Annotated in this window: 16 protein-coding genes and 2 pseudogenes; 9 read left to right on the forward strand and 9 right to left on the reverse strand. The window is 59.0% G+C overall.

Annotation, left to right across the window (positions count from 1 at the left end; translation table 11 throughout):
- Positions 1 to 202: 202 nt before the first annotated feature.
- Together EO087_RS09245 and EO087_RS09250 are read right to left on the reverse strand one after the other, a co-directional pair.
- The gene (locus EO087_RS09245; RefSeq protein ID WP_128898615.1) at positions 203 to 781 is read right to left on the reverse strand and encodes a DNA-3-methyladenine glycosylase I; all 579 of its coding nucleotides are present in this window, start codon (positions 779 to 781) and stop codon (positions 203 to 205) included.
- Positions 782 to 945: 164 nt separating this feature from the next.
- Positions 946 to 1,896: a pyridoxal-phosphate dependent enzyme gene (locus tag EO087_RS09250; RefSeq protein WP_128898616.1), complete on the reverse strand. Its 951-nt coding sequence runs from the start codon at positions 1,894 to 1,896 to the stop codon at positions 946 to 948.
- A 195-nt stretch (positions 1,897 to 2,091) separates the two neighbouring features.
- On the opposite strand from EO087_RS09250, the gene pepN reads away from it, so the two are divergent.
- From pepN to EO087_RS09275, 5 genes are all read left to right on the forward strand, one after another.
- Positions 2,092 to 4,737, forward strand: a complete 2,646-nt coding sequence (pepN, locus tag EO087_RS09255; protein ID WP_128898617.1) for an aminopeptidase N — start codon at positions 2,092 to 2,094, stop codon at positions 4,735 to 4,737.
- Positions 4,738 to 5,251: 514 nt separating this feature from the next.
- Positions 5,252 to 7,129: a tRNA uridine-5-carboxymethylaminomethyl(34) synthesis enzyme MnmG gene (mnmG, locus tag EO087_RS09260; protein WP_128898618.1), complete on the forward strand. Its 1,878-nt coding sequence runs from the start codon at positions 5,252 to 5,254 to the stop codon at positions 7,127 to 7,129.
- A 59-nt stretch (positions 7,130 to 7,188) separates the two neighbouring features.
- Positions 7,189 to 7,953, forward strand: coding sequence for an RDD family protein (locus EO087_RS09265; protein ID WP_128898619.1), 765 nt, complete (start codon positions 7,189 to 7,191; stop codon positions 7,951 to 7,953).
- 134 nt (positions 7,954 to 8,087) lie between these two features.
- Positions 8,088 to 10,418, forward strand: coding sequence for a Tex family protein (locus EO087_RS09270; RefSeq protein ID WP_128898620.1), 2,331 nt, complete (start codon positions 8,088 to 8,090; stop codon positions 10,416 to 10,418).
- 175 nt (positions 10,419 to 10,593) lie between these two features.
- Positions 10,594 to 12,444, forward strand: coding sequence for an autotransporter domain-containing protein (locus EO087_RS09275; RefSeq protein ID WP_128898621.1), 1,851 nt, complete (start codon positions 10,594 to 10,596; stop codon positions 12,442 to 12,444).
- A 75-nt stretch (positions 12,445 to 12,519) separates the two neighbouring features.
- On the opposite strand, the gene EO087_RS09280 is transcribed toward EO087_RS09275, so the two are convergent.
- Positions 12,520 to 13,383, reverse strand: coding sequence for a YbaY family lipoprotein (locus tag EO087_RS09280; RefSeq protein WP_128898622.1), 864 nt, complete (start codon positions 13,381 to 13,383; stop codon positions 12,520 to 12,522).
- A gap of 467 nt (positions 13,384 to 13,850) precedes the next feature.
- On the opposite strand from EO087_RS09280, the gene istA reads away from it, so the two are divergent.
- Together istA and istB are read left to right on the forward strand one after the other, a co-directional pair.
- Positions 13,851 to 15,419, forward strand: coding sequence for an IS21 family transposase (istA, locus tag EO087_RS09285; RefSeq protein ID WP_128897460.1), 1,569 nt, complete (start codon positions 13,851 to 13,853; stop codon positions 15,417 to 15,419).
- A gap of 13 nt (positions 15,420 to 15,432) precedes the next feature.
- On the forward strand, positions 15,433 to 16,191 hold the full coding sequence (istB, locus tag EO087_RS09290) for an IS21-like element helper ATPase IstB (RefSeq protein ID WP_128898623.1): 759 nt from the start codon (positions 15,433 to 15,435) through the stop codon (positions 16,189 to 16,191).
- 95 nt (positions 16,192 to 16,286) lie between these two features.
- Here the strand turns inward: istB and EO087_RS16740 are convergent.
- The 4 genes and pseudogenes from EO087_RS16740 to EO087_RS16745 all read right to left on the reverse strand — a co-directional run.
- A pseudogene (locus EO087_RS16740) lies at positions 16,287 to 16,493 on the reverse strand (ferredoxin--NADP reductase); the annotation flags it as partial.
- Positions 16,435 to 16,983, reverse strand: a complete 549-nt coding sequence (locus tag EO087_RS16250) for a hypothetical protein (protein WP_164931710.1) — start codon at positions 16,981 to 16,983, stop codon at positions 16,435 to 16,437. The pseudogene EO087_RS16740 and the gene EO087_RS16250, both read right to left, overlap by 59 nt.
- Positions 16,984 to 17,153: 170 nt before the next feature.
- Positions 17,154 to 17,486 carry a type III secretion system chaperone gene (locus EO087_RS09300; RefSeq protein ID WP_128898624.1) on the reverse strand — a complete coding sequence of 111 codons (333 nt, stop codon included), beginning with the start codon at positions 17,484 to 17,486 and terminating at the stop codon, positions 17,154 to 17,156.
- A 118-nt stretch (positions 17,487 to 17,604) separates the two neighbouring features.
- Positions 17,605 to 17,769: pseudogene (locus tag EO087_RS16745) on the reverse strand (ferredoxin--NADP reductase); the annotation flags it as partial.
- Positions 17,770 to 18,308: 539 nt separating this feature from the next.
- Between EO087_RS16745 and EO087_RS09310 the strand changes: the two are divergent.
- Both EO087_RS09310 and EO087_RS09315 read left to right on the forward strand, forming a co-directional pair.
- Positions 18,309 to 18,899: a helix-turn-helix transcriptional regulator gene (locus EO087_RS09310; RefSeq protein WP_128898625.1), complete on the forward strand. Its 591-nt coding sequence runs from the start codon at positions 18,309 to 18,311 to the stop codon at positions 18,897 to 18,899.
- A 382-nt stretch (positions 18,900 to 19,281) separates the two neighbouring features.
- Entirely contained in the window at positions 19,282 to 22,140 is a 2,859-nt protein-coding gene (locus EO087_RS09315) for a TonB-dependent receptor (RefSeq protein WP_240669010.1), read from the forward strand.
- A gap of 68 nt (positions 22,141 to 22,208) precedes the next feature.
- Here the strand turns inward: EO087_RS09315 and glyS are convergent, their stop codons facing one another.
- The gene (gene glyS / locus EO087_RS09320; protein ID WP_128898626.1) at positions 22,209 to 24,356 is read right to left on the reverse strand and encodes a glycine--tRNA ligase subunit beta; all 2,148 of its coding nucleotides are present in this window, start codon (positions 24,354 to 24,356) and stop codon (positions 22,209 to 22,211) included.
- A complete protein-coding gene (gene glyQ, locus EO087_RS09325; RefSeq protein ID WP_128898627.1) occupies positions 24,353 to 25,264 on the reverse strand; it encodes a glycine--tRNA ligase subunit alpha in 912 nt (303 codons plus the stop codon). Before glyQ ends, glyS begins: the two co-directional genes overlap by 4 nt.
- Positions 25,265 to 25,327: the final 63 nt, after the last annotated feature.

The following is a 25,327-nucleotide window of genomic DNA, read 5'->3' on the forward strand; positions in this document are numbered from 1 at the left end:
GTTGCGATCGCCCGTCTTCGCATGCGCACAAGACAGGAAAAGGATCAGCATGAACGCAGCGCACGACCGGACAACAAGGTCGCCATGGCGAGGGCCCGCATCACGCACAGGCTTCATGCAAGCTGTCTCCGATTCGGTAATGGAACTCATTTTACGGCCAGCCGAGCGTAAAGCGAGCAGTCTGCGCCCATTTCGTGCCAGTCTAATGTTTGCTTGCACAAGCCTTGTGCCGGAAGCACTCCACCAGATGGTCGTTGACCATGCCAGTGGCCTGCATGAAGGCATAGCAGATGGTGGTGCCGATGAAGCGGAACCCGCGTTTTTTCAGATCCTTGCTCATCTGGTCCGATACGTGCGTGCTGGCAGGTACCTCGCTCCGGGTCCGCCAGCGGTTATGAACCGGCTTACCGCCGACGAATGACCAGAGGTAGGCATCCAGACTGCCGTGCTCGTCGATGGCCGCCAGGGATGCCTTGGCGTTATCCCGCGTGGCGGTCATCTTGAGGCGATTGCGAATCAGGCCGGGATCGAGCAACAGCTTTTCCAGATCCCGGTCTTTCATCGCGGCGACGCGGGCAATGTCAAAGTCGTGGAAGGCTTTCCGGTAATTGTCGCGCTTGTGCAATACGGTCCGCCATGACAGCCCGGCCTGCGCGCCCTCCAGACACAGGAATTCGAACAGGACCTGGTCATCGTGCAACGGCACACCCCACTCGGTGTCGTGATAGTTCTGCATCAACTCACCATCGGCTGCCCAATGACAGCGAATACGCGACGCCATTGCCGCTCTCCTTTTTCCACACACCGTCGTGTTCGGGGATAGGCAGCATAACGCCACATCCACTGACGCAGTGATGGTTTTTTTCAAATACTGATGCCAGATCGATAGCGTTGGAGCCAGTCATGCAGCACAAAATAGATTCACGGAAGCGACAGGCGTAGCGACTACCAAGGTAGTACGTCGATATCCACGTTACCGCCCGTCAGCACCAAACCTATGCGGCGACCCGCGAAACGCTGGCGTTGCTTTAGCACTGCCGCCAATACCGTGGCACTTGATATCTCCACGACCAGCTTGAGGGTCTGCCAAAGCAATCGCATCGCCTGGATGGATTCCTCATCGCTGACAGTGATGATCTCCACCTGGTGTTCACGCAGGGCATGAAAGTTCGGTTCGCCGATCAAGGTGCGCAGCCCGTCGCAAAGGGTATTTGGCGTGAATGAGTCGATGCGGGCGCCGCGCGCCAGGGATTGCGCAGCATCATCGGCGCCGGAGGGTTCCGCGCCAAACATGGCAATGGCCGGGTCAATGCCGTGCGCGGCAATCGAACACCCTGCCGATAGACCACCGCCACCCACGGGCGTGATGATAGTGTCCAGTCCTCGACTTTGCTGTAGCAGCTCCAGCACCAGCGTGCCCTGTCCGGCTATCACGTGCGTATCGGCATAAGGATGAACCAGCGTTGCACCTGTAGTCTGCTGCACTTGGGCTGCCTTCGCTTCGCGCGCAGCAATCATTGGTGCGCAGCGATGAAGGATCGCGCCAGCCTTTTCGATCGCTTCGAGCTTTGCACGCACAGCGCCGTCCGGCACCACGACATGAGCGGCGATACCACGTGTGGCGGCCGCCATGGCAAGTGCGTTGCCATGATTGCCGGACGAATGCGTCACCACGCCGCGCACAGCCTGCTCCTCTGTCAACGACCACACAGCATTGCATGCACCACGAAACTTGAAGGCACCACCACACTGCAAGTTCTCGCATTTGAAATAGAGCTGCGCACCGAGCATCTCGTCGAGTGCCGAATGACGCAGCACTGGCGTGAGGATCGCATGCGGCGCAATGCGCGCCGCTGCATCATGAATCTGGTCAAGACTCGGCAGCGACACGCTCATACTGGCTCGATCTCCACGCCGCAAAGAAATTGCCTTTCTGTCCCGGGCTCCAACCGAATGGCATCCGCACAGTCGGCTACGACAACCTCATACGGCCCCAACCGCGTCCTTTCGATACTGAATGCACTCATTCGGTTGTCCTGCTAGAAAGATTCACATGTTAGCCTGATATACCCCTGCTCTTCCTGCACATCCATGACTCTTGCCAACAAACCTACTTCCAGTCCGATCCGCCTGCGTGACTATCGACACCCCGCCTGGTCGGTGGACAGCGTGGAACTCGATGTCGACCTGGGCATCGATACCACGGAAATCACCTCGCGCCTGACTTTGCGCCAGGACATCGCGCAGGCGTTGCCGCTGCGCCTGGATGGCGAAGGTTTGGAGCTGCTGGCGATTTCACTCGATGGTCGTTCGCTCGATGCCACGCAATACCGCCACGAACACAATGTGCTTGAAGTGCCGGGAGCACGTGATGGCAGTGTGCTGGAAACGCGCGTGCGCATCCGGCCTGCAGCGAATACAGCGCTCGAAGGCCTGTATTTGTCGGGTCCACGTGAAACCGGGTTTCTGCTGACCCAATGCGAAGCGGAAGGTTTTCGACACATCACCTTCTTTCCGGATCGGCCAGACGTGCTTGCTCGCTACACCGTCACGCTGCGGGCCGATCGCGAGCGCTTTCCAGTGTTGCTCGCCGGCGGCAACCCGGATGGCGCAGGCGAGCTTGCCGACGGTCGCCACTGGGCACGTTTCATCGACCCGCACCCCCGACCCTGTTATCTGTTTGCCCTGGTTGCCGGACAGCTGGACAGCATTCGGCGTGATTACGTCACCGCCGAGGGCCGCAAGATCACGTTAGTGATGTGGTCCGAAGCCCATGTCATTGACCGCTGCCATTATGCGCTCGATGCACTGGAACGGTCGATGCGCTGGGATGAGCGCAGCTACGGACGCAACTACGATCTGGATGTCTTCCATGTCGTCGCCACGCATGATTTCAACATGGGCGCCATGGAGAACAAGGGGCTGAACATCTTCAACGCGAAGTATCTGCTTGCCAACCCGGACAGCACCACGGATGAAGAATATCGCGCCGTTGAAGCCGTGGTTGCGCACGAATATTTCCACAACTGGACGGGCAATCGCGTCACTTGCCGCGACTGGTTCCAGCTTTCGCTCAAGGAGGGCTTGACGGTTTTCCGCGAACAGCAATTTTCCGCAGAGATGAACTCGCCATCGTTGAAGCGCATCGAAGACGTGTCGCTGCTGCGCCGCACGCAGTTCCCGGAAGACGCGGGCCCGCTCGCCCATCCGGTACGCCCCGCGGAATACCGCGAGATCAACAATTTCTACACCGCGACGGTCTACGAGAAAGGCTCCGAGCTGGTGCGCATGCTGGCGGGACGCCTGGGCCAGGACGGTTTTCGCCGCGGCATGGATTTGTATTTCGAACGCCACGACGGCAACGCAGCCACACTTGAGGATTTTCTTGCTGCATTGGGCGACGCCAACCACATCGACCTGATGCCCTATCTGGCGTGGTACGCCCAATCGGGCACACCGCGACTGCACGCCAAGGGAGAATATGATCCAGCACGGCACGAATATGCGCTGACACTTTCGCAACAGACACGCGCCACACCCAGACAATCCGAAAAAATACCCCTGCCGATTCCGGTCAAATTGTCCCTGTTCGATCACAGCGGCCAGATGCTGGCTTTGCATCTGGACGGCCACCATGCCGGCACGGAAACGGTGGTGGTGGCCGACAAGGCTTCGCAGCGCTTCGTTTTCCATGATGTGCCATCGCCACCGGTGCCTTCGTTGTTGCGGGGGTTCTCCGCACCCGTGGTGCTGGAATGCCATTACACGCCGGCAGAGCTGGCCTTGTTGCTGACGCACGATGCCGATGGCTTCAATCGCTGGGAGGCCAGCCAGCAACTGGCGACACTCGCCTTCGATACCTTGCAGGACGCCACCGACTCATCCGCCTGCAAGGCCTGGTGCGACGCGTTGGCCGCCTTGTTCGAAAATCCCGGCATCGACGATGCCTTGCTGGCGGACCTAATGACACCTCCGGGAGAAATCGAATTTGCTGATCGGCAAAGCGAGGTGGATCCGGCAAAGATTCACGCGCTGCGCCGGAATCTGGAACATCATCTGGCGCGACGCCTTGGCGTATCGGCGCTGCTTGATCGTTATCAGGCACTCCATGCCGACGTCGGCCAGCAACTCGATGCTGCCAGTCAGGCAAAGCGCCGCCTGAAACGACGTGTGCTGGAGCTGCTTGCCTTGGTCGATACCGATCAGGCACACACACTGGCAGCACGCCAGTACTCGTCCGCAACTGGCATGACCGACCGCCTTGCGGCACTGGGCGTATTGGTACGCGCTCGTGCGCCGCAGGCTCCCGCCGCGTTAGCCGACTTCCGCCAACGCTACGCCGACAATCCGCTTGCACTGGATAAGTGGTTTGCAGAGCAGGCGAAAGTGCCCGGCGACGACGCGCTCGCCGGCGTCATGGCGCTGGAAAGCGATCCGGCTTTCACCTTGAAAAATCCAAACCGCGCGCGCGCTCTGTTCGGCAGTTTCGCCAGCGCCAACCCCAGCGGATTCCACCGTACCGATGGTGCCGGTTATCGCTTGCTTGCCGAGCGGCTGGCGCAATTGGATGCGCTCAACCCTCAGATTGCCGCGCGTCTGGCCACAGCGTTCAACGGATGGCAGCGCCTGGAATCCGTACGTCGCGAGGCGGCACGCGCTGCATTGGAAAAGCTGGCCCGACATGAAGGCCTATCACGCAACCTCAACGAGATCATTGGTAACGTGTTGCAGCGTTAAACACAGATACGCAACAGACATGCCAGTTTGTGAGGTAGATCACGCAACATTTCACCCCATCACGCTATGACCTTTTGTGTCACGAGCTGCCGTTTACAGGCATATATTTGCGTTTCAGTCACCCCATGTTCACGCGTGCGGGGTGATGATTTCCTCTCGTGTGGGGGAGCGGCGTAGCTGCGCTGCCCGTAGAGTCACCAGTTTCTGGCGCCCGGCAATACGGTCACACTGGATTCCCCCTGTTCCTGAGACCGCCGGGCGCCAGATCTCTCTCGCTACCAGAGATCGAGATCACTAAAGAACGACGGCGCCCAATGGGCGCCGTCTTGCTTCCTATCCCGGTACGCGAATGGACCCCTGCCGTCCTATCTCAGCGCGCATATCGCGCGGCATCTGCCCGTGAGAGTGCACTGAACTTGAAGCAGAAAACATGCCATCGCTGCGTCAGTCATGCCTGATAACAGTGCTGGAGGTATCATAACCCTTTGTCTATCCCTGCATTTCGGGCCATCCCATGCTTCACCCCAACTCTTACGATGTCATCGTGATTGGCGGCGGCCACGCCGGTACTGAGGCCGCCTTGGCTTCGGCACGCTGCGGCGCCCACACCTTGCTGCTGAGCCACAACATCGAAACGATCGGCCAGATGAGCTGCAATCCAGCGATCGGCGGCATTGGCAAAGGACATTTGGTCAAGGAAATCGATGCCTTGGGCGGTGCCATGGCCCAGGCTGCTGATCACGCTGGCATCCAATGGCGTACGCTGAACGCATCCAAAGGCCCTGCCGTGCGCGCCACACGCTGCCAGGCGGACCGGACGTTGTACAAAGCAGCGATCCGGCGCATGGTCGAGAGCCAACCCAATCTGGATCTGTTCCAGCAAGCGGTGGATGACCTGCTGATCGAGAACGGCCGCGTTACCGGTGTAGTGACACAAATGGGCCTTTCTTTCCGCGCCAGGTCCATAGTGCTCACGGCGGGCACTTTTCTGGCCGGCAAGATCCACATTGGTCCAGCTCACTACGCGGGCGGGCGGGCCGGTGACCCGCCCGCCACCACGTTGGCCCAACGCTTGCGCGAGCTGCCGGTGGCAGCCGACCGTCTCAAGACCGGCACTCCGCCACGCATTGACCTGCGCAGCATCGATTTCACCCATCTGGAAGAGCAGCCCGGGGACGACCCCGCCCCGGTCTTCTCCTATCTCGGTTCGCGTGCACATCACCCGCGCCAAGTGAGTTGCTGGATCACCCATACCAGCGGACACACCCACGAGATCATCCGCGGAGCCCTGGATCGCTCACCGCTATACACCGGCCAGATCGAGGGCATCGGTCCGCGCTACTGTCCGTCGATCGAGGACAAGGTGGTGCGGTTCGCCGAAAAGAACTCGCACCAGATCTTCATCGAACCAGAAGGACTGGAGAGCTTCGAGATTTACCCCAACGGCATCTCCACCTCGCTGCCGTTCGACGTACAGCTCGACCTAGTGCATTCGATCAAGGGTTTTGAGAAAGCGCACATTACTCGTCCTGGCTATGCGATCGAATACGACTACTTCGATCCGCGCGGCCTGCATCCATGGCTGGAAACCAAAACTATTCCGGGCCTGTATTTCGCTGGCCAGATCAACGGCACCACCGGCTATGAGGAAGCGGCGGCACAGGGCCTGATTGCCGGCCTGAACGCCGCGCTTGCCGTGCAGGGCAAGGCACCGTGGTATCCGCGCCGTGACGAAGCTTACATCGGCGTGCTGATCGATGACCTGACCAGCAATGGGACGATCGAGCCCTACCGCATGTTCACCTCGCGCGCGGAATACCGCCTGCATCTGCGTGAAGACAATGCCGACCTGCGCCTGACCGAAACCGGCCATGCGTTAGGTGTGGTGCCACGGGAACGTTTCGACGCGTTGCGCACCAAGCGCGAGGCGGTGGAGCGCGAAGTGCAGCGCCTTGGTGCGTTGTGGGCTGCTCCGAACAACGCACTTGGCGCGGCCATCGAGCGCCAGCTCGGTATCGCCGTCAGTCGCGAAACCAACGCGCTGGATCTGCTGCGCCGCCCTGAACTGGATTACGCGAAGCTGACCACGGTCACCGAACTCGGCCCCGCGGTGGAGCATGAAGACATCGCCGCCCAGGTCGAGGTGCAGACCAAGTATGCCGGCTACCTGGAACGCCAGCGCGAGGAAATCGAACGTCAGCGCCGTCACGAGAATACGATGATTCCAGCTAGCTTCGATTACGACAAGGTACGCGGCCTGTCCGCCGAAGTGCTGCTGAAACTCAAACGCAGCTTGCCGACCACCATCGGCCAAGCGGCACGTATCAGCGGTATCACGCCTGCGGCGATCTCGTTGTTGTTGGTGCATTTGAAGCGACGTGATGCGGCGTGAAGCCCCATCCATCGCCCTCACATGGCATCATGCGCACCTGCTTAGCGAGGAGCGCCTAGATGGAAGTCTGGATCGGTCGGCAGGGCGAACGCCACGGCCCCTATCAGGAAGAACAAATCAAGGAATGGCTGCGTAGCGGCCAGCTCAGCCGCGACGATCTGGGCTGGTACGACGGCCTGGCTGACTGGCAACCGCTGTCGGTGCTGTTTCCGTTGGAGAAGCCCACGCCACCGCCTGCCCAGGATATCTACGCGCCACCTCCGTTGCAGCAACCACAGTCCAGTGCGCCGGCGTTCGCCTACGCCGGCTTCTGGAAGCGCGCACTGGCTTATTTCATCGACGCTTTCGTGCTGTATTTCCCGTTCTCACTGCTGGAAATACCCTTTCACATGCGCACCGCATACGAGGCGCTGGCTCAGCAAATCTCTCCCGGCACGGATCCACAAGTCGCGCTTTTGGCCTATCGGCACTTCTATAGCGAGCAGTGGCCGTACTTCCTGACTACGCTGGTGATGAGTTGGCTGTATTTCGCCATTTGCGAAAGTTCGTCCTGGCAAGCCACCGTCGGCAAGCTGGCGCTGGGCATGCGTGTTACCGACCTGAACGGCGCACGCATTTCATTGGGGCGTGCGCTGGGGCGTTATGGCGGCAAGTTCATCAGTGGTCTCTTGCTCTGCATGGGTTTCCTGATGGTCGCCTTCACGCAGCGCAAGCAAGGACTGCACGATATGTTCGCCAACACACTCGTACTCAATGGCCGCGCCAGCGATGTGAAGCACAACACCCCACCACCGAAGGACGACGAGGGATCATTCCACGCTTGATTTTGCGCGTGAATCTGGGCGTTGGAACCGCGCATCACCGTTTTCTGCTGATTGAGCGCATCTTGCTATCATCCAGCCCTTCGTAAACCATACGCCGGCACTCTGCCGCTGGTGCAAGGAAGTATTGCTTCATCATGCTCAACATCGAACAACGTATTGCCCAGGACATCGCCGCCAAGCCAGAACAGGTACACGCCGCGGTGGATTTGCTTGACAGGGGCGCGACCGTGCCGTTCATCGCACGCTATCGCAAAGAAGCCACGGGCGGTCTCGACGATACGCAATTGCGCCTGCTTGAAGAGCGCCTGCGTTATCTGCGCGAACTGGAAGAACGACGCGAAACGATTCTTGCCAGCGTCACCGAACAGGGCAAACTCACCGATGCATTGAAGGCAGACATCCTTGGCGCCGATACCAAAGCGCGCCTGGAAGATCTTTACCTGCCCTTCAAACCCAAGCGTCGCACCAAGGCACAGATCGCACGCGAAGCCGGCCTGGAGCCGCTGGCGCTCGGCCTGCGCGAAGATCCCTCGCAAACACCAGAAGCCTTCGCCGAGCAGTTTGTCGACGCCGAAAAGGGCGTGGCGGATGTGCGCACCGCACTCGACGGCGCACGCGCAATTTTGATGGAAAGCATTGCCGAAGACGCACAACTGCTGGGCGAACTGCGCGACTGGCTATGGGAAAAAGGGCAAATCCGCGCCAAGGTCGTCGAAGGCAAGGAGCAGGGAGGCGCGAAGTTCCGCGACTACTTCGATCACATGGAAGCGATTGGCAAGATTCCCTCGCACCGCCTGCTTGCACTGATGCGCGCACGCAACGAAGGCGTCATCGAACTGGAACTGATTCCGAATGTCGATGCCGAACAAGGCCATCTGGAAGGCGAAGGACGCGTCGCCTCGCAGGCGGGCATCATTGATCGCGGACGCCCTGCCGATGCGTGGCTGCGCGAAACCGTGCGCCTGACCTGGCGCGTGAAACTACACCTGCATCTGACACTGGACCTGTTCGGCCGCGTACGCGAAGGCGCGGAAGATGAAGCCATCCGCGTATTTGGCGACAACCTCAAAGACCTCATGCTGGCTGCGCCAGCAGGTGCGAAAACGGTGATGGGCCTGGACCCAGGCATTCGCACCGGCGTGAAAGTGGCAGTGGTCGATGCCACCGGCAAACTGCTCGCCACCGACACGATTTATCCGCACGAACCGCGTAATCAATGGGACCAGTCACTCGCGCGCCTTGCCATGCTGAGCAAGCAGCATGGCGTCAACTTGATTGCCATTGGCAATGGCACGGCGTCTCGCGAAACCGATAAGTTGGCCGCTGAATTGATCAAGAAGCATGCGGATCTGAAGCTTTCCAAAGTCGTGGTGAGCGAGGCTGGCGCATCGGTGTATTCCGCATCCGAGACAGCCGCCAAAGAATTTCCCGATCTGGACGTGAGCTTGCGTGGCGCGGTGTCGATCGCACGTCGCCTGCAGGATCCTCTGGCAGAACTGGTAAAGATCGAACCGAAAGCGATCGGCGTTGGCCAATACCAGCACGACGTCAACCAAGTGAAGCTGGCACGTGCGCTGGACGCCAAAGTGGAAGACTGCGTGAACGCAGTCGGCGTCGATGTGAATACCGCTTCTGCTGCACTGCTTTCGCGCGTGGCTGGCCTTACATCCAGTGTCGCTGAAAATGTAGTGAAACACCGCGATGCCAACGGCCCGTTTGCGAATCGCAAGGCATTGCTGAAAGTACCGCGCCTAGGCGACAAGGCCTTCGAGCAGTGCGCAGGCTTCCTGCGCATTCCCCATGGAGACAATCCACTGGATGCCAGCTCGGTGCACCCGGAAGCTTATCCGGTGGTGGAGCGCATCATTGCGCAATGCGGCCGCGAAGTGAAAAGCATCGTCGGCGATATCACTTTCCTACGCAGCCTGAAGGCCGAGCAATACACCGACGAGCGCTTCGGCGTTCCAACCGTGCGAGATATCCTCAAGGAATTGGAAAAGCCCGGCCGCGATCCTCGTCCCGAGTTCGTTGCGCCGAGCTTTGCCGAAGGCGTGGAGGATCTGAAAGACCTCAAGCCCGGCATGATCCTCGAAGGCCGCGTCACCAACGTGGCCGCATTCGGTGCGTTCGTCGATATCGGCGTACATCAGGATGGCCTGGTGCACGTCTCCGCGCTTTCGCACACCTTTGTGAAAGATCCGCGCGACGCGGTGAAAGCCGGCGACATCGTCAAGGTGAAAGTGATGGAGGTGGACATTCCGCGCCAGCGCATCGGCCTTTCCATGCGCCTGGACGACGAGCCTGGGCAGGTGCGTAGCGGACGCCCAGCGGGTGGCAACGACAGCCGTGGCGGAGCACGCGATAGCCGCGGCCCGCGTCCGGGTTCCACCGCCGCACCAAAGCCTGCTGCAACACCAGCCAATAGTGCATTTGCAGACGCCCTAAACCGCGCTCTGAAGCGTTAAATGCGCGAGATTAGGCGTTTCAAGCGCCTAATCCATGGACCCCATCATCCGCGAAAGCACAAGACACGCGCTTTCAAGTTCCTGCGATGCGCGGCTTGTTTGCGGCGCAGCATGCGCCAACATATGGCTTGCATTAACGTAACTCGACTATAACAAACGCAGGAGCAGGACCCACATGCTTTACTCGCGCAAGCTTGCCGGCGCCGTTGCGCTGGCCCTTGGTCTCGTTAGCATCACCCACGCCACTGGAAATCCAAATTCGACCTTCAGCAACGTCATCGCATTCGGCGACAGCCTGAGCGATGCTGGCAATATTTCCTTGTCGGAGGTACCGAGCTTTCAACCTCCACAGAAATTCACCACCAACCCCGGTACGATCACCGTGCAGAACATCGCAGCCGGCCTGGGCTACACGCTGACGGCCTCGCTCGCGGACGGTAACGACTATGCCTGGGGCGGTGCGGGCATCAACAACAATTCGCCTGGCACGCCGGCGGGTGTCCCGACCATCACCACGCAGGTCAATACTTATCTCGCCGGTCATCCCTCCTTGGATAGTCGCGCGTTGTACACGATGTGGGGCGGCGCCAATGATATTTTCTACGCAACCACCACGCCAGCCACCGCACAGACGCAGATCATCGCGGCGGCTCAGCAGGAAGTGAAACTGCTTGGCGAACTGCAAGCCGCTGGCGCGAAGAACATCCTGGTGTTCAACCTGCCCAATGTTGGCCTGTCGCCTGAAGCCACGGAAGCTGGCTCATCGGCGGCTTCCGCACTGACGACACTCAGCATTATCTACAACGGCCAGCTCAACTCGGGCCTCGGGCAGCTTGGCAAAGGCATTATTCCAGTCAATGCCTTTGCCCTGCTCAACCAGGTCATTGCCAATCCCGCAGCCTACGGCTTCAGCAATGTCACGGAGCCTGCCTGCGGCGTAGGTTCCAACTCGGTGTTGTGTGGCCCGCAAGGTTCCGGCCTGCCTTACACCTACGCACCAGGTACAAATAACAGCTATCTATTTGCCGATGGTGTGCACCCCACCACCGGCGCCGACCGTATGCTGGCGCAGGTGGTGTTGTCCGAGTTGGCCGCACCTCAGCAGATTTCGTTGCTGCAAGAGGCTCCGCTGGCGGCCATCACCACGCAGACCTCGACCGTGCGCACCCAAATGATGGCCGATAATTTCGGCAGTCCCACGCGCGCCTTTGCCAGCATCAACTATTCGAACCAGCAATTCGATCAAAGTGCCGGCGCCCCGAAGACCACCAGTAACAATGTGGATCTGACGCTTGGTGTGGATGTACACGCCAACGACTACATCTCGACCGGTGTCGCACTGGGCATCGGTGAACACTATGCCGACGTGAGCGGCGGTGGTGGTTATGACTTGCAGGCCCTCACCGGACTCGGCTACCTGACCTGGCACGATGCAGGCGCCTACGCCGGCATCTACGGCGATTTTGGTCAGGCCAGTTATACCAACATCAACCGTGTATTCATGGTGGGGGACTACCGCACGCATGAATCCGGCAAGACGGATGGTTCGTATTACGGGCTCGGCCTGCATGGCGGTTACTGGTTCGATGTTGGCAGCTTGAAGACGGGCCCGTTCGCGAACTTCGAATACCAGAACATCCACATCGACGGTTACAACGAAAGTGGCAATGATGCCACCGCCATGTGGTTTGGTCGCCAGGAACGCAATGCACTGATCAGCACACTCGGCTGGCGCCTGCAAGGACATTGGCAGTACAACGCGGTGAATCTGCAGCCCTATGTCGAACTGGGCTGGAATCACGACAGCCGCGCCAGCACCGACATGGTGACGGCAGGTCTCAACAGCATGAACGGCAGCTTCGAAATGGCCGGCTTCACGCCTGACAAGAACTGGGGCTCCGCCAATGTGGGTTTGGTAGCACAGTTCACACCAAACTTGTCCGGCTGGATCGCCTACAACGGCCACTTCAGCGACAACAGCCAGCGTTACAACGCCATCAACCTGGGGATGAAGTTCGGCTTCTAAGCCGGTATCGCTGGCAACAAAAAAGCCGTCCGCAATGCGGGCGGCTTTTTTGTTGCCACGCTTGGCGTGACCGGCTTATTTGCCCTTGCCGCCTGTCGCGAGATTGAGGATGTCCTTCGCCTGCTGTCGCAGATTGGCGGCATCGCTATCGCTCAACGCTTCGGTACTGCCGCCAGCTTCGTGCGTCTTCAACACCAGCGAACCATCATCATCCCAACCGGCGGTATCCACCGAGGTAGGCTTGGCCGACTGGTTGGCTTTCTTCTGCTGCTGCGCCACCCACGGCTTACCGTCCTTGTAGGCGAAGTCGGTCTTGGTGAAGCCCTTGTCGCCGTAGTCGACCAGTTCGCGGATGAATTTCAGTTCGGTGCCGTCACGGAACACCTGCCAGGAGCGCGATGCATTCGGCTCAAGCTTGGTGCCGCTGGAAACCTTCATGCCACCGATCTGCTTCTGCACGCCCTGGAAGGCCGCAAGCAATTTTTCACCAGGGGTCTGCTCAGGAGCCAGCTCGATCGCGATGTTCGACGTAGGGTGACCCTGCGTGAGCACCGGCGCCTGCAACGGCATGGTGTAGTGACGATCACCGTCGGTCAGCTCGGCCTGCACGATGTACATGTCGTTGGGCGCCACATTCGACGGATTGAAATTCAGCTCGAACGGCTGCGGAAAGGTGGTAGCCGGGGCGACCATCTTGGTCGCCAGCGGAGCCGAGCCCTGGGCCGTCACATCAACCAGACTGATCACCAGCTTGCCTTGATCGGAGGGCTTGATGTCGCCACGAAGAGTGATCGTGCCTGAAACGCTGGTAGCGGCGGCGACAGCCGCCGTAGCCGCCTTGCCGTCCGTGTCAGCCGAAGACGACGGGCTGGAAGAATTATTGCAGCCGGCCAGTGCAACCGCTGCCACTGTCATCAGCGACCAAACAACGCTGCGCATGGGATTGAAACCTCAGGTATGGATCGAATCGAACGATTTGTCTGCATACGCACGCGCAGCCGACATTCACAGGGAACTCAGAGAATAGCCCAAACTTAAAGCGTGGAAAAGTCAACGCAGTGTGAATTCCATTCGCATGCGTATGTAATTATTGGATTTAATTCTCCCAACTCTCCCCTGCCCCTTTTGAACACATCCGTAACATCGGATGGGCGAGCCCTTCTCCATCCGGGAGAAGGTGCCGATCGCCAGCAGCAGGTAGCACGGATGCGTATTTCGGCCCATCGTGACCGCCCATTTCGGTAAGGCGTGACCGGTCATTTCGGTAAGCCGTGACCGCCCGTTTCGGTTGATCGTGACCGATTTTCGACGGTCACCGAAATCAGCGGTCACGGCTTACCGAAACGCGCCCCTCGTTGTGCATAACTTCAACGCAACGGCATCCTCCACGGCTTTTTGGAGTGGCGATGCCGACCCCGCGAGTAGCTATGCGCAAGATCAAAGAATGTCTTCGACTGAAGCTGGAGTGCGACCTCTCGCACGAACGCATCGCCTTGGCCTTGGGTCTGTCCAAGGGCGTGGTCAGCAAGTACGTGAAACGTGCCACGGCCGCCGGACTGGACTGGCCCGGCCTGTCCGCCATGGACGACAACGCGATTGCCGCCCAGTTGTGTATGTCACCACCCGCCGTGCGTGGCGAGCGGGCACCCATCGATCTGCCATGGGTGCATCGGGAGTTGCGCCGCAAAGGCGTCACGCGACAATTGTTGTGGCAGGAATACTGCGACGCGAACGCTGGCCGTCTCACGTACCAATACACCCAGTTTTGCCAGCACCTCCACGACTACACGGCCTCGCTGCGCCGCTCGATGCGTCAGTTGCACGTTGCCGGTGAAAAGCTGTTTATCGACTACGCCGGCCCCACCCTTGGCGTCGTCAACCCCGACACCGGCGAGCTGCGGCGAGCGCACATCTTCGTGGCCGTGCTGGGTGCGTCCAGTTTCACCTATGCCTGCGCCACACCGGGCGAAACGCAGATCGACTGGCTGCGCGGCTTGACGCAGGCGTTGGCATTTTTTGGTGGCGTGCCGGCGCTGGTGGTACCTGACAATCCGCGCGCGCTGATCACCCAGCCGGATCGCTACGAGCCCGTGCTCAACCGTGCTACGCAGGCGTGTGCAGAGCATTACGGCATGGCGATCCTGCCGGCCCGCCCACGACGCCCGCAGGACAAGGCCAAGGTCGAGGTCGGCGTGCAGGTGGTCGAGCGCTGGATCCTCGCGCGCTTGCGCCATCCGTGCTTTTTTACCTTCAGCGCTCTCAATCACGCCATCGCCGACCTGCTGACGGACTTGAATGCACGGCCGTTCAAGAAGCTCGACGGCTCGCGCCGTTCGTGGTTCGAGACGATCGACCGTCCCGCCCTGATGCCCTTGCCGGCGCAACCCTATGAGCCGGCGCGCTTCAAGCCGTGCAAGGTCAACATCGATTACCACATCGAGGTCGATGGCCATTACTACAGCGTGCCGCATAGCCTGGTACGCAAGACCGTCGAGGCGCGCATCACCGACACCACCGTCGAGATCCTGCATGCCGGCCAGCGCATCGCCAGCCACGTCCGCTCCCCGGCGCGCGGACGCCACACCACCGTCGCCGACCACATGCCGGCCGCACATCGTGCGCATCGGGAATGGTCACCCGGTCGCTTCCTGCACTGGGCCGACACGATCGGCGCGGCAACCCGTCAGTTGGTCGAGCACCTGCTGACCGAGCGCCCGCATCCGGAGATGGGCTATCGCAGTTGCCTGGGGCTGCTGGCGCTCGCGCGCCAGTACGGCGACGACCGCCTGGAAGCGGCCTGCGCACGCGCGTGGGCGATCGGTTCGCGCACGCGCAAATCCGTGCAGTCGATCCTGCACAACAAGCTCGATCAACACCCCTTGCCCAGCGCCATCGCCCAAACCGACTGGGTCACACCCGACCACGTCAACCTGCGTGGCCCCACCTATTACCGCGATCCACCCACCACTCACTGAAAAGGAGACCACCTTGTTGATCCATCCCACCCTTGAACACTTGCGTGCCCTCAAGCTCGACGGCATGGCACAGGCGCTGGAAGAACAGCGCCTGTTGCCGGCCTGTCACGATCTGCCGTTCGAAGATCGGCTCGGCATGCTGGTCGATCGCGAACGCCATTGGCGTGACGGTCGACGGCAGGAACGATTACTTCGTGTGGCCAAGCTCAAACACGCCCAGGCCTGCCTGGAAGATGTGCAGTACAGCGCCGACCGCGGTATCGACAAACGCCTGATCGCCACCTTGTCCGGCGGCGACTGGATCCGGCAGGGGCAAAGTGTGTTGCTGACCGGTCCGACCGGGGTTGGTAAAACGTGGCTGGCGTGTGCGCTTGGACAACATGCCTGCCGCCAAGGCTTCCCGGTGCTGTATCAGCGTGTGCCACGCCTCGCCGAGATGCTACGCATCGCCCACGCCGACGGCAGCTTCGGTCGCGTGTTTGCTCAGTTGGCGCGCATCGACGTGCTAATCCTTGACGATTGGGGCATGACACCGCTCGATCAGGCGGCGCGCCATGATCTGCTGGAGGTCATCGACGATCGCGGCAACGGCAAATCGACCCTCATCACCAGCCAGCTACCGATCGAACACTGGCACGCCTGGCTCAACGATCCCACCCTCGCCGATGCCATCCTCGACCGTCTCGTACACCGCTCTCATCGCATCGTGTTGAAGGGCGAATCGATGCGCCGAAAGTCCTCCGCCAAGCCAGCCGCCGATACCTCATCGTGACCGGTCCAGTTACACTCGAGTGCACCGCACAATGACTGGCGCTGACCGGTCACGATCAACCGAAATACGCGGTCACGATCGCCGAAATCCGCACACGGATGCATATCGTCATCTTGCAGGCAAAACCGCCCGTACGAGCCACTTGCCTCGATGGTTCCACCCAGCTCAAGCCTGCTCAGCAGCTTGGTCGCCGCGCCACCATCCACGTAGCTCACCGCAATGTCGATGCATTACACCGGCGAACTACCGTCGCCTACGGCCGCCATCGATTAGCTGCGCTTGGTCGCCGTACCGTTGTCGTACTTGAGGGCTTTGTAACCGCCAAAGCGTCGTGGGATATGTCTCAGGCGTGAGGTCTTGCTCACGGAGTGGCAGGTTCAATGAGTTACTGATCTGGATGATTAAAGATTGTGCCGAGGGATTGGCGAGATGGTTTCTCACGCTGAAGATACATTCTGTCAGATACGTTTTCGGAGGGATATCGCCTAAGCCGTCAACGCTGATGTCTTCCGCACGCTCAACCAAGGCATCCAGCACCGCTTGAGTGCCCGCCGTCGGCTGCATGTTTTGCAACCCAGACAAAGCGTTGCCGATGTTTTGGGCACCTAAGGCGGGTGCCTGGAGAATGTACCGTTCCATGGCCTGCAGCACCGCCTCGGTGCCGTCCGTCTGCGACATGTTTTGTAGCCCGTATAGGGCGTTACCGATGGCTTTGTCAGATAAAAAGGGGATGCGGGAAATGTGCAGGACTATGGCCCTCAGCACTGCCTCGGTGCCAGCCGTCTGCGACATGTTTGCAGCCCGTACAGGGCATTGCTAATGTCTTTGGCATCTAAGGAGGCTGCCGGGGAAATGTGCGGGGCTATGGCATGAGTGTGCGTGGGTTTGTCGGCGCAGCAAAGCGATAAGAGGTGGCTGGCGCTGCACTAGGATTTGCATGGAGGCTTCTAAACGCGGCGCCGTCAATTCCGCGAGCGGGAGACCGATTTGTGCAGTAAAACGGTCTCGGTATGACTATCCACGGCGAGCGTGGCGCCTACCGTGCCATGCTCCAGGCAATTGAGGTGCAACAGTTGTTCCAGATAAGCCTGGCGCGCTTGTCCTTGGGGAAGGGTGTCCAACGGGACGTAGACAAACAACTTCGCGGCGGTTTCCACTACTTCCAGGAAAACTTCCATGCCATCTGGCAGGCGCAAGGCAGCGGTGCCTTCATGGCTTAAGGTAAACCCGGCAATACCATGGTGGTGGGCAAACTCAGTCAACACGGCCTGGGCCGAAGGAGCAGGGAGAGTCATGTGTATGTACCAGAGATGAGTGTTAGAGCGCCGCTAAGACTATCTACAAGATGAAAATTCGATATCAGGTAAACACCTTAGCTGGCGACGAGCGTCTGCTTCGCTCACCTCATCGGTATCAGCGCGAAGAAATGTATTTCTCGCGACGAATCTGCGGAATCGGCAAACCGAATTCCTTCAGTGCATTGAAAGCGGCATCGACCATGTTGGGATTGCCACACAGATAAGCGATGTCCCGCTCCGCGGCAGGAGCGATTTCGACCAGCAGGCTCTACACATGACCGATGATCTTGTGCGAAAACTGAATCGCTCACTTCGCCCGGACCTTCAGGCCTGCCGGCCCACCCATCTAATGTTACGGATGGGTAATCGGATGCCTTGGAGGCCCGAGACGGGAAAACATCCTTGAATACCCCACATGAATACCCCTACACCTCGTCAGAAACATCCTTCTATATAGGTCAGACATACCTCCTTGAGCGCTAGGCATCCTTCAAGGAACCTATGTTTCGGCGGGAAAGATGGCTTTTTGGGAGGTCGTTCTTTCTTGCCTCGCGAAATCTTCTGGTTTCCCTTCATTACACAGGTTGGAGGCACCTCGCAGTTTTCTGCACCGAAAGCACCTACGTGTCAACCCAGTCAAAGCTGACGCGTTTGTGCGAACGAGGATGATGTTGGCGTGATTTTTCGCAACTTTGTGCGACATCCATCAAAGAACCACGCCAAACAACTTTTCTCTAACACTTGCTCCACAGGTCCGTGCAAGACGTTCCAGTAAGAATCTGCCGGCAGGCGCCCTCTGAATTACTGCGGAAATTTGCGATGAATCTGCTACCCAATACCCATCTCGAATCTACTTCCACGTTTGCCGACCGCATTAAAGTGCTGATTCAGCGCGTTGGCAGCGTGACGGAAATCGCACGGATGTGCGGCTTTTCGGAAGGCGTCGTACGAAGTTGGCGAGACGGCAACACCGATCCCTCACGTGCACGCTGCGTTACCTTGGCACACACGTTGGGCATATCCCTGGTATGGCTGGTCGCCGGCGAAGGTTCAATGCAGATCGACCCGAATGACCTCGTGCCTGATGACAATGCCACCAACAGCGCGGAAGCCGCCTCACCCCCCAGACATCGCTCCAAGTTACGCATGGCGGTAGATAGCCTGGAAACCCGTGGTAGCTTGATGGATGCACAGCGACTCAACACCGCGCTGCACATTCTGCAATCGGAGCTGGATCTGGCCGAAAGCAGCGTGACACTAGCGGAAAATTCGGACATGTTAGCTGAGTTGTACGACATCCTCGGCCCAGGCGGCAACGATGTGGACGCCACGGCGATGGTGGCTTTCAATCACCGCCTCGCTGAGCGTTTGAAGGTCAAGCGCAGTATGCCCAGTCGCTTGTCGGCCTGAAAACACGCTAATCCCATCCTGAAAACGGCGGCCTCTGGCCGCCGTTTTTTGTCTGCGTGTCCTCCAAAACTATCTTCGCGCCCTCCAGCCTCGCCTATGCCAGGACGGGATCATCAGCGTGCGAAGGCATCGTAAATAATTGTTTTATAACAATAATATCGCAAGTTATGGCGAACTTATGACATGAAATTCACATTTCATCTTGCGTTTTCGTATGAACCTGCCTTAACGTGGAAATGACGTCGCCCCAGTTTGACGGCCGGCGACACAAAACGGTGCACCCACTCAAGACAGTCACGCGTGGGGGCCATTTCCATAGTTCCAGGTGGTTTAGCCAAAGGGAGATAGGACGGCTAGCTATCTATTTGTAAGGGTGTTTGTTTTGAAGAAGCAAAAAACGATACTGGCCGCCGCGATTGCGACGGCACTTATGTTGCACACCTGGGCTGTTTCCGCACAGGACATCGCCCCGACGCAAACGGACCAGGCCGATTCGAAAAAAGCCAAGAATCTGGAAGCCGTCACTGTTACTGGCTCGCATATTCGCAGTGTGGACGTGGAAACATCCCAGCCAGTTTTCACCATGGACCGCCAGGCCATTAAGGCTACTGGCTTGACCAATGTCAGTGACATCCTCGCTCGGATGCCGTCGGTTGGCACGCCGGATATCACCCCACAAGACACGCTTGCCAGCGGCTCCGATGTAGGCGGCACTTACGTCAACATGCGTTACCTCGGTTCGCAGCGCACGCTGGTGCTGGTCAACGGCCATCGCTGGAGCACCACTCTCAGCGGCATGACGGATCTCTCGACCATTCCGGTGTCTATGATCGAGCGCATCGACGTGCTGAAAGACGGTGCATCGTCCGTGTATGGATCAGATGCGATCGGTGGCGTGGTCAACATCATCACCCGCGATCGCTACAACGGCGGCGAAGCCAACGTTTACTTCGGCGAGAACGGCGGTGGTGACGGCCAGCAGAAGAATGCCGACTTCACCTGGGGCCATACCACCGAGAAGAATTCGTTTATCGTCAGCGCTGCATATCAGGATCTGTCCCCCGTATGGGACAACAAGCGCGAACTGACCAAGTATGCCAACGGCCCCCGTCATCCTGACGATGGCTGGGGTATTGGCCCCTGGGGGCGCGTGCTCGATCCAAATAATGACAACACCTATGTCATCAATCACGGCGCTACCGATACGGCGAATTTCGGCAATTATCACCCCTACGACTCATCCAGCCTCGCGGACAAATACCGCGTATCGCAGGACATGACGTTCCGTGCAGGCAACAAGCTGAAGAACCTATATGTGCAGGACAGCTACAAGTTGACCGACAACATCACGCTGCGTGGCTCGGCCACCTACAGCACGCGTGACAGCTCCAGCCAGCTTGCGGGTTATCCGCTTTCCACGGATGCCACTGGCCTGACCATCAATCCGAACAATGCGTACAATCCGTTCCCCGGCAACGCTACCGAATTCTGGCGCCGCACGGTGGAAATGCCGCGCATCACCTGGTCCAACTCCCGTCTGGCGCATGTGGACGTAGGAGCGGAAGGTTTCTTCACCTTTCTCAATCACGATTGGAATTGGGATGTCGGTTACATCTTTTCGCAGACGCATGTTCGTCAAATCAGCTCGGGCAACATCTATCTGCCGAATGCCGAAAAGGCACTGGGGCCGACCACGATCATTAACGGCCAGGTCGCTTGCGCCAATGCGGCTGATCGTGCTGCAGGCTGCGTGCCATGGAATGTGTTGGCCGGCCCTGGTGGAACGCCACAGTCTGTCTGGAACTACGTGAACTCGATCGGTACCAGTCGCCAGTTCGCCCAGACCGACGATATCACCGCCAACGTGGGTGGTGGCCTGTTCGATCTCCCGGCAGGTACGGTCAACATCGCCGGCGGTATCGAGCATCGTCGTGAAAAGGGCTCCTATCACCCGGATCCGAATGACTCGGCTGGCCTGACCACCAACCTCGCTAGTGCGCCGACGAATGGCCGTTACGACGTCAACGAGGCTTACCTGGAGCTCGACGTGCCAGTGCTGCGCGATCTGCCCGGCGCCCAGGAATTCGGAGTCAACGTCGCCAGCCGTTATTCGCATTACAGCAATTTCGGCAGTACCGTGAACAACAAGTACAGCGTGCGTTGGCGCCCGATTGAAGATCTGTTGATTCGCGGCACATATGCCGAAGGCTTCCGTGCACCGACCATCAATGATCTGTACAGTGGCACCGGCCAAAGCTTCGAAACCTTCTTGGACCCGTGCGACACCGCGTTCGGCGCAGCCGCGACCAATTCGACTGTAGCAGCACGTTGTGTGGCGGCGGGCGTGCCCGCTAACTATCGCCAGAAGGATCAGGCAGGTAATAACATCACCAGCAACGCCGGTGGCCAATCACCGACTGCCTTCCTCTCGGGTTCCAACTCGAAGTTGAAACCGGAAACCTCGGTGACCCGCACGTTTGGCCTGGTATACAGCCCGCACTATGTGGAAGGCCTGGATTTCACGCTGGATTACTACAACATCCGCCTGACCAACGCGATTGAAGCGGTGGATGCCAGCGACATCCTTTCCTATTGCTACATCCAGAACGATCCGAGTTTCTGCAATCGCTTCACCCGCAATCGTGCAGGCGTGATCACCAGCCTCAACGAGAGCCTGGCCAACCTGGGTTCGATCACTACCGAAGGCTATGACGTCGGCATCCACTATCGCCTGCCGGAAACGCGCTTTGGCAGCTTCCGCATCGCGTCGGACAGCACCTACCTCAGCAAATACGACACCACCAGCGGACCAGGCCAGGCACCCCATACGTTGGCCGGCTATATGGACAATGAAGTGGGTTTGTATCGCGTCCGCTCCAATCTACAAGTGGATTGGGCGTACAAGCAGTTCGGTGCGAGCTGGACGGTGCGCTACTACTCCGGCCTGAAGGATAGCTGCTGGAGCGTGAGTCCAGCGGTGGAATGCAGTAACCCGACCTACACTAATCCGTGGATCGGCAGCTTTGGCATTGCACAGAAGGGCTCGGTAGCATTCAACGACCTGCAGTTGCGCTACACGGCTCCGTGGAAGGGCACCTTTACGTTCGGCGTGAACAATATCTTCGACAAGAAGGGACCGTTCTACTACAACGTGACGCTGTCGGGTACGGGCAGCCCGCCGTACAACCCCGCGTTCGACTACGATCGTTACTTCTACGTGTCGTACAACCAGAAGTTCTGACTTACGCTGCAAACTCCCTCCCCTACTTGTGGAGGAGGGAGTTCGCGTTTGAAAAGTCTGACGAAAAGTTACAGGCGCGCAATATCCGCAATCGCGGTGAATTGCGCCTTCAGACGTCCCAACAGAGCGAGTCGATTGGCTCGCACCACCGGATCCTCGGCATTGACCAATACGCCATCGAAGAACGCATCGACCGGCGCCTGCAATTGCGCCAGTCGTACAAGCACCGCGGTGTAATCGCGGCGCTGCAGCGCAGTGGCATTATCTGACTGTGCCGCTTCCAGGGCCTGTAACAACGTGCGTTCCGCATCCGCCTCGAAATGAGCCGGATCGACATGGCCTCCGATGCTCTGCGCACCGTGTTCTTCTTGTTGTTTGCGCAGGATGTTCGCCACACGCTTGTTCGCACTTGCCAAGCTTGGCGCTTCGGGACAGCGACCGAATTCGACCACAGCGCGCAAACGATGATCGAAATCCACCAGGCTGACAGGCATCACCGCTAGCACGGCTTCGTATTGCTCGGTGGTGAACCCCTTTTCCGCGTAGTAGCCACGCAGGCGCTCCAGCACAAAGTCATTGAGCTCGGACACAAGCGTGGCACGACGCTGGCCAGCATCGAATGCCGGCACCTTCCCATCTTTGTCCGGCTTGATACCTGCGACAAGTGCAGTCTCCGGCAACCACTCGAGTGCCTCGACAAACAACGCCTTGTGATCGAGATCGAGGCCGCCTTCGATCAGCGTACGCGCAAGACCCAACGCCGCGCGACGCAGCGCGAATGGATCTTTGTTGCCGCTAGGCTTCAGGCCGACCGCAAAGATGCCGGCCAGTGTGTCGACACGCTCGGCTACCGCTAGCACCTGGCCCACCTTGCCTGCCGCAATCGTGTCACCCGCAAAACGTGGCTGGTACACGCCATCCAGTGCATTGGCCACTTCGGCCGGCTCATTTTCATGCTGCGCGTAGTAGCGCCCCATCACACCCTGCAATTCCGGGAACTCACCGACCATGCGCGTCAACAGATCGCATTTGGCGAGGCTGGCCGCGCGAGTGGCCTGCCCGGCATCTACGCCTACACGATTAGCGGTGATGCGTGCTAGCTCAGCCACCCGCATGCTCTTGTCCCATAGGCTGCCGAGGGTTTGTTGGTAGGTGACGTTCTTGAGGGCTTCCTGATAGCTCGCGAGCGGTGCTTTCAGATCCTCATCCCAGAAGAATTTCGCATCGGCAAAGCGTGGGCGAATCACGCGTTCGTAGCCTTTGCGAATCTCACCGGGTTGCATGCTTTCGATATTAGCAATGCCGATGAAATGCTCGGTCAATGCACCTTGCGCATCGAATATCGGTACGAATTTCTGGTTCGCCTCCATGGTGGTAACCAGCGCTTCCGGAGGTACGCTCAGGAATTCACGCTCGAAGGTGCAGGCAATGGCAACCGGCCATTCGGTGAGGTTGGCGATTTCATCGAGCAGCGCATCGTCAAGGCGCGGTACTCCACCGGTCTCTTTTGCGGCACGCGTTACTTCATCGCGAATACACTGACGACGCTCTACCGGATCGGCCAGCACCTTGGCCATGCGCATGGCGTCCAACCAGCTATCTGCATCCGCGACATGCACCGGCTGCGGATGCATGAAGCGATGCCCGCGTGACTGCCGCCCACTGCGCAAGCCAAGCACTTGACCATCGACGATATCCGAACCATGCAGGATGACCAACCAGTGCACCGGACGTACAAAGGTGTAATCATGATTTGCCCAGTGCATTGGCTTGGGGATGGGCAGGTCTTTGAGGGCTTCGTCGATGATTTCCGGCAACAGTGCAGCCACCGACTGACCCGGTTTGATCGTGCGAAAAACGAACCATGATCCTTTGTCGGTTTCCAGTTTCTCCAATTGCTCAACACTGACCCCACACGACTGCGCGAAACCGATCAGCGCCTTGCCCGGATTGCCGTCGGCATCCAAGGCTGCATTTACAGCGGGGCCGCGACGTTCCAGCGACTGCTCCGGCTGTGCCATCGGCACATCGGGAATATGGACCGCCAGACGGCGAGGCGTGACATACAGACTGGCCTGTTCCAGCGACGCAGCAACACCACGTTTGCTCAAGCCGTCGCAGATACCGCGCAGGAACGACATACCCAGTTCATCGAGCGCTTTCGGTGGCAGCTCTTCCGTGCCTAGTTCGATGAGCAATGACTTGACGGTGCTCATGCGGCCTGCTCCTTCCGCTGATTCTTGAGACCCGGAAAACCGAGCTTTTCACGTTGCGCCACGTAAGTCTCTGCCACTGCACGCGACAAGGCGCGTACGCGCAGGATGTAGCGCTGACGCTCGGTCACGCTGATCGCGCGCCGTGCGTCCAACAGGTTGAATGTGTGGCTGGCTTTCATGACCTGCTCGTAAGCGGGCAAGGGCAAACCTGCTGCGATCAATTTGCTTGCTTCGCTTTCGCACACGTCGAACCAGCGCAGCAGTTCAGCAACATTGGCGTGCTCGAAGTTGTAGGTGCTCTGCTCCACTTCGTTCTGATGGAACACGTCACCGTAGGTGACTTTGCCGTGAGGACTTTCGGTCCAAATCAGGTCGTAGACGTTATCCACGTTCTGCAGGTACATCGTCAGGCGCTCCAAACCGTAGGTGATTTCCCCGGTAACTGGCTTACACTCCAGACCGCCTGCCTGCTGAAAGTAGGTGAACTGAGTGACCTCCATGCCGTTCAGCCACACTTCCCAGCCCAAGCCCCACGCACCAAGGGTGGGCGATTCCCAGTTGTCCTCCACAAAGCGCAGGTCGTGCACTTGCGGGTCTAGGCCCAACTCCTTCAACGAGTCGATGTAAAGTTCCAGAATGTTGTCGGAGTTGGGCTTCATCACTACTTGGTACTGGTAGTAATGCTGCAAGCGATTGGGGTTTTCACCATAACGACCGTCGGTAGGCCGTCGCGAGGGTTGCACATAGGCGGCCGCCCACGGCTCGGGCCCCAGCGCACGCAGGAAGGTAGCAGGATGGAAGGTGCCTGCGCCCACTTCGGTATCGAGGGGCTGTAGCAGCACGCATCCCTGCTTCGCCCAGTAGTGATTGAGGGTCTGGATCACATCCTGAAAGGTAGGGGCAGACATGGCTTTCCTAACCTAAGTGTAAAGCGCGGTAGTATAGCCGCAGCGCATCATTTCGCTGTTTTT

This window comes from Dyella sp. M7H15-1 (assembly GCF_004114615.1).
Taxonomy (GTDB): domain Bacteria; phylum Pseudomonadota; class Gammaproteobacteria; order Xanthomonadales; family Rhodanobacteraceae; genus Dyella_B.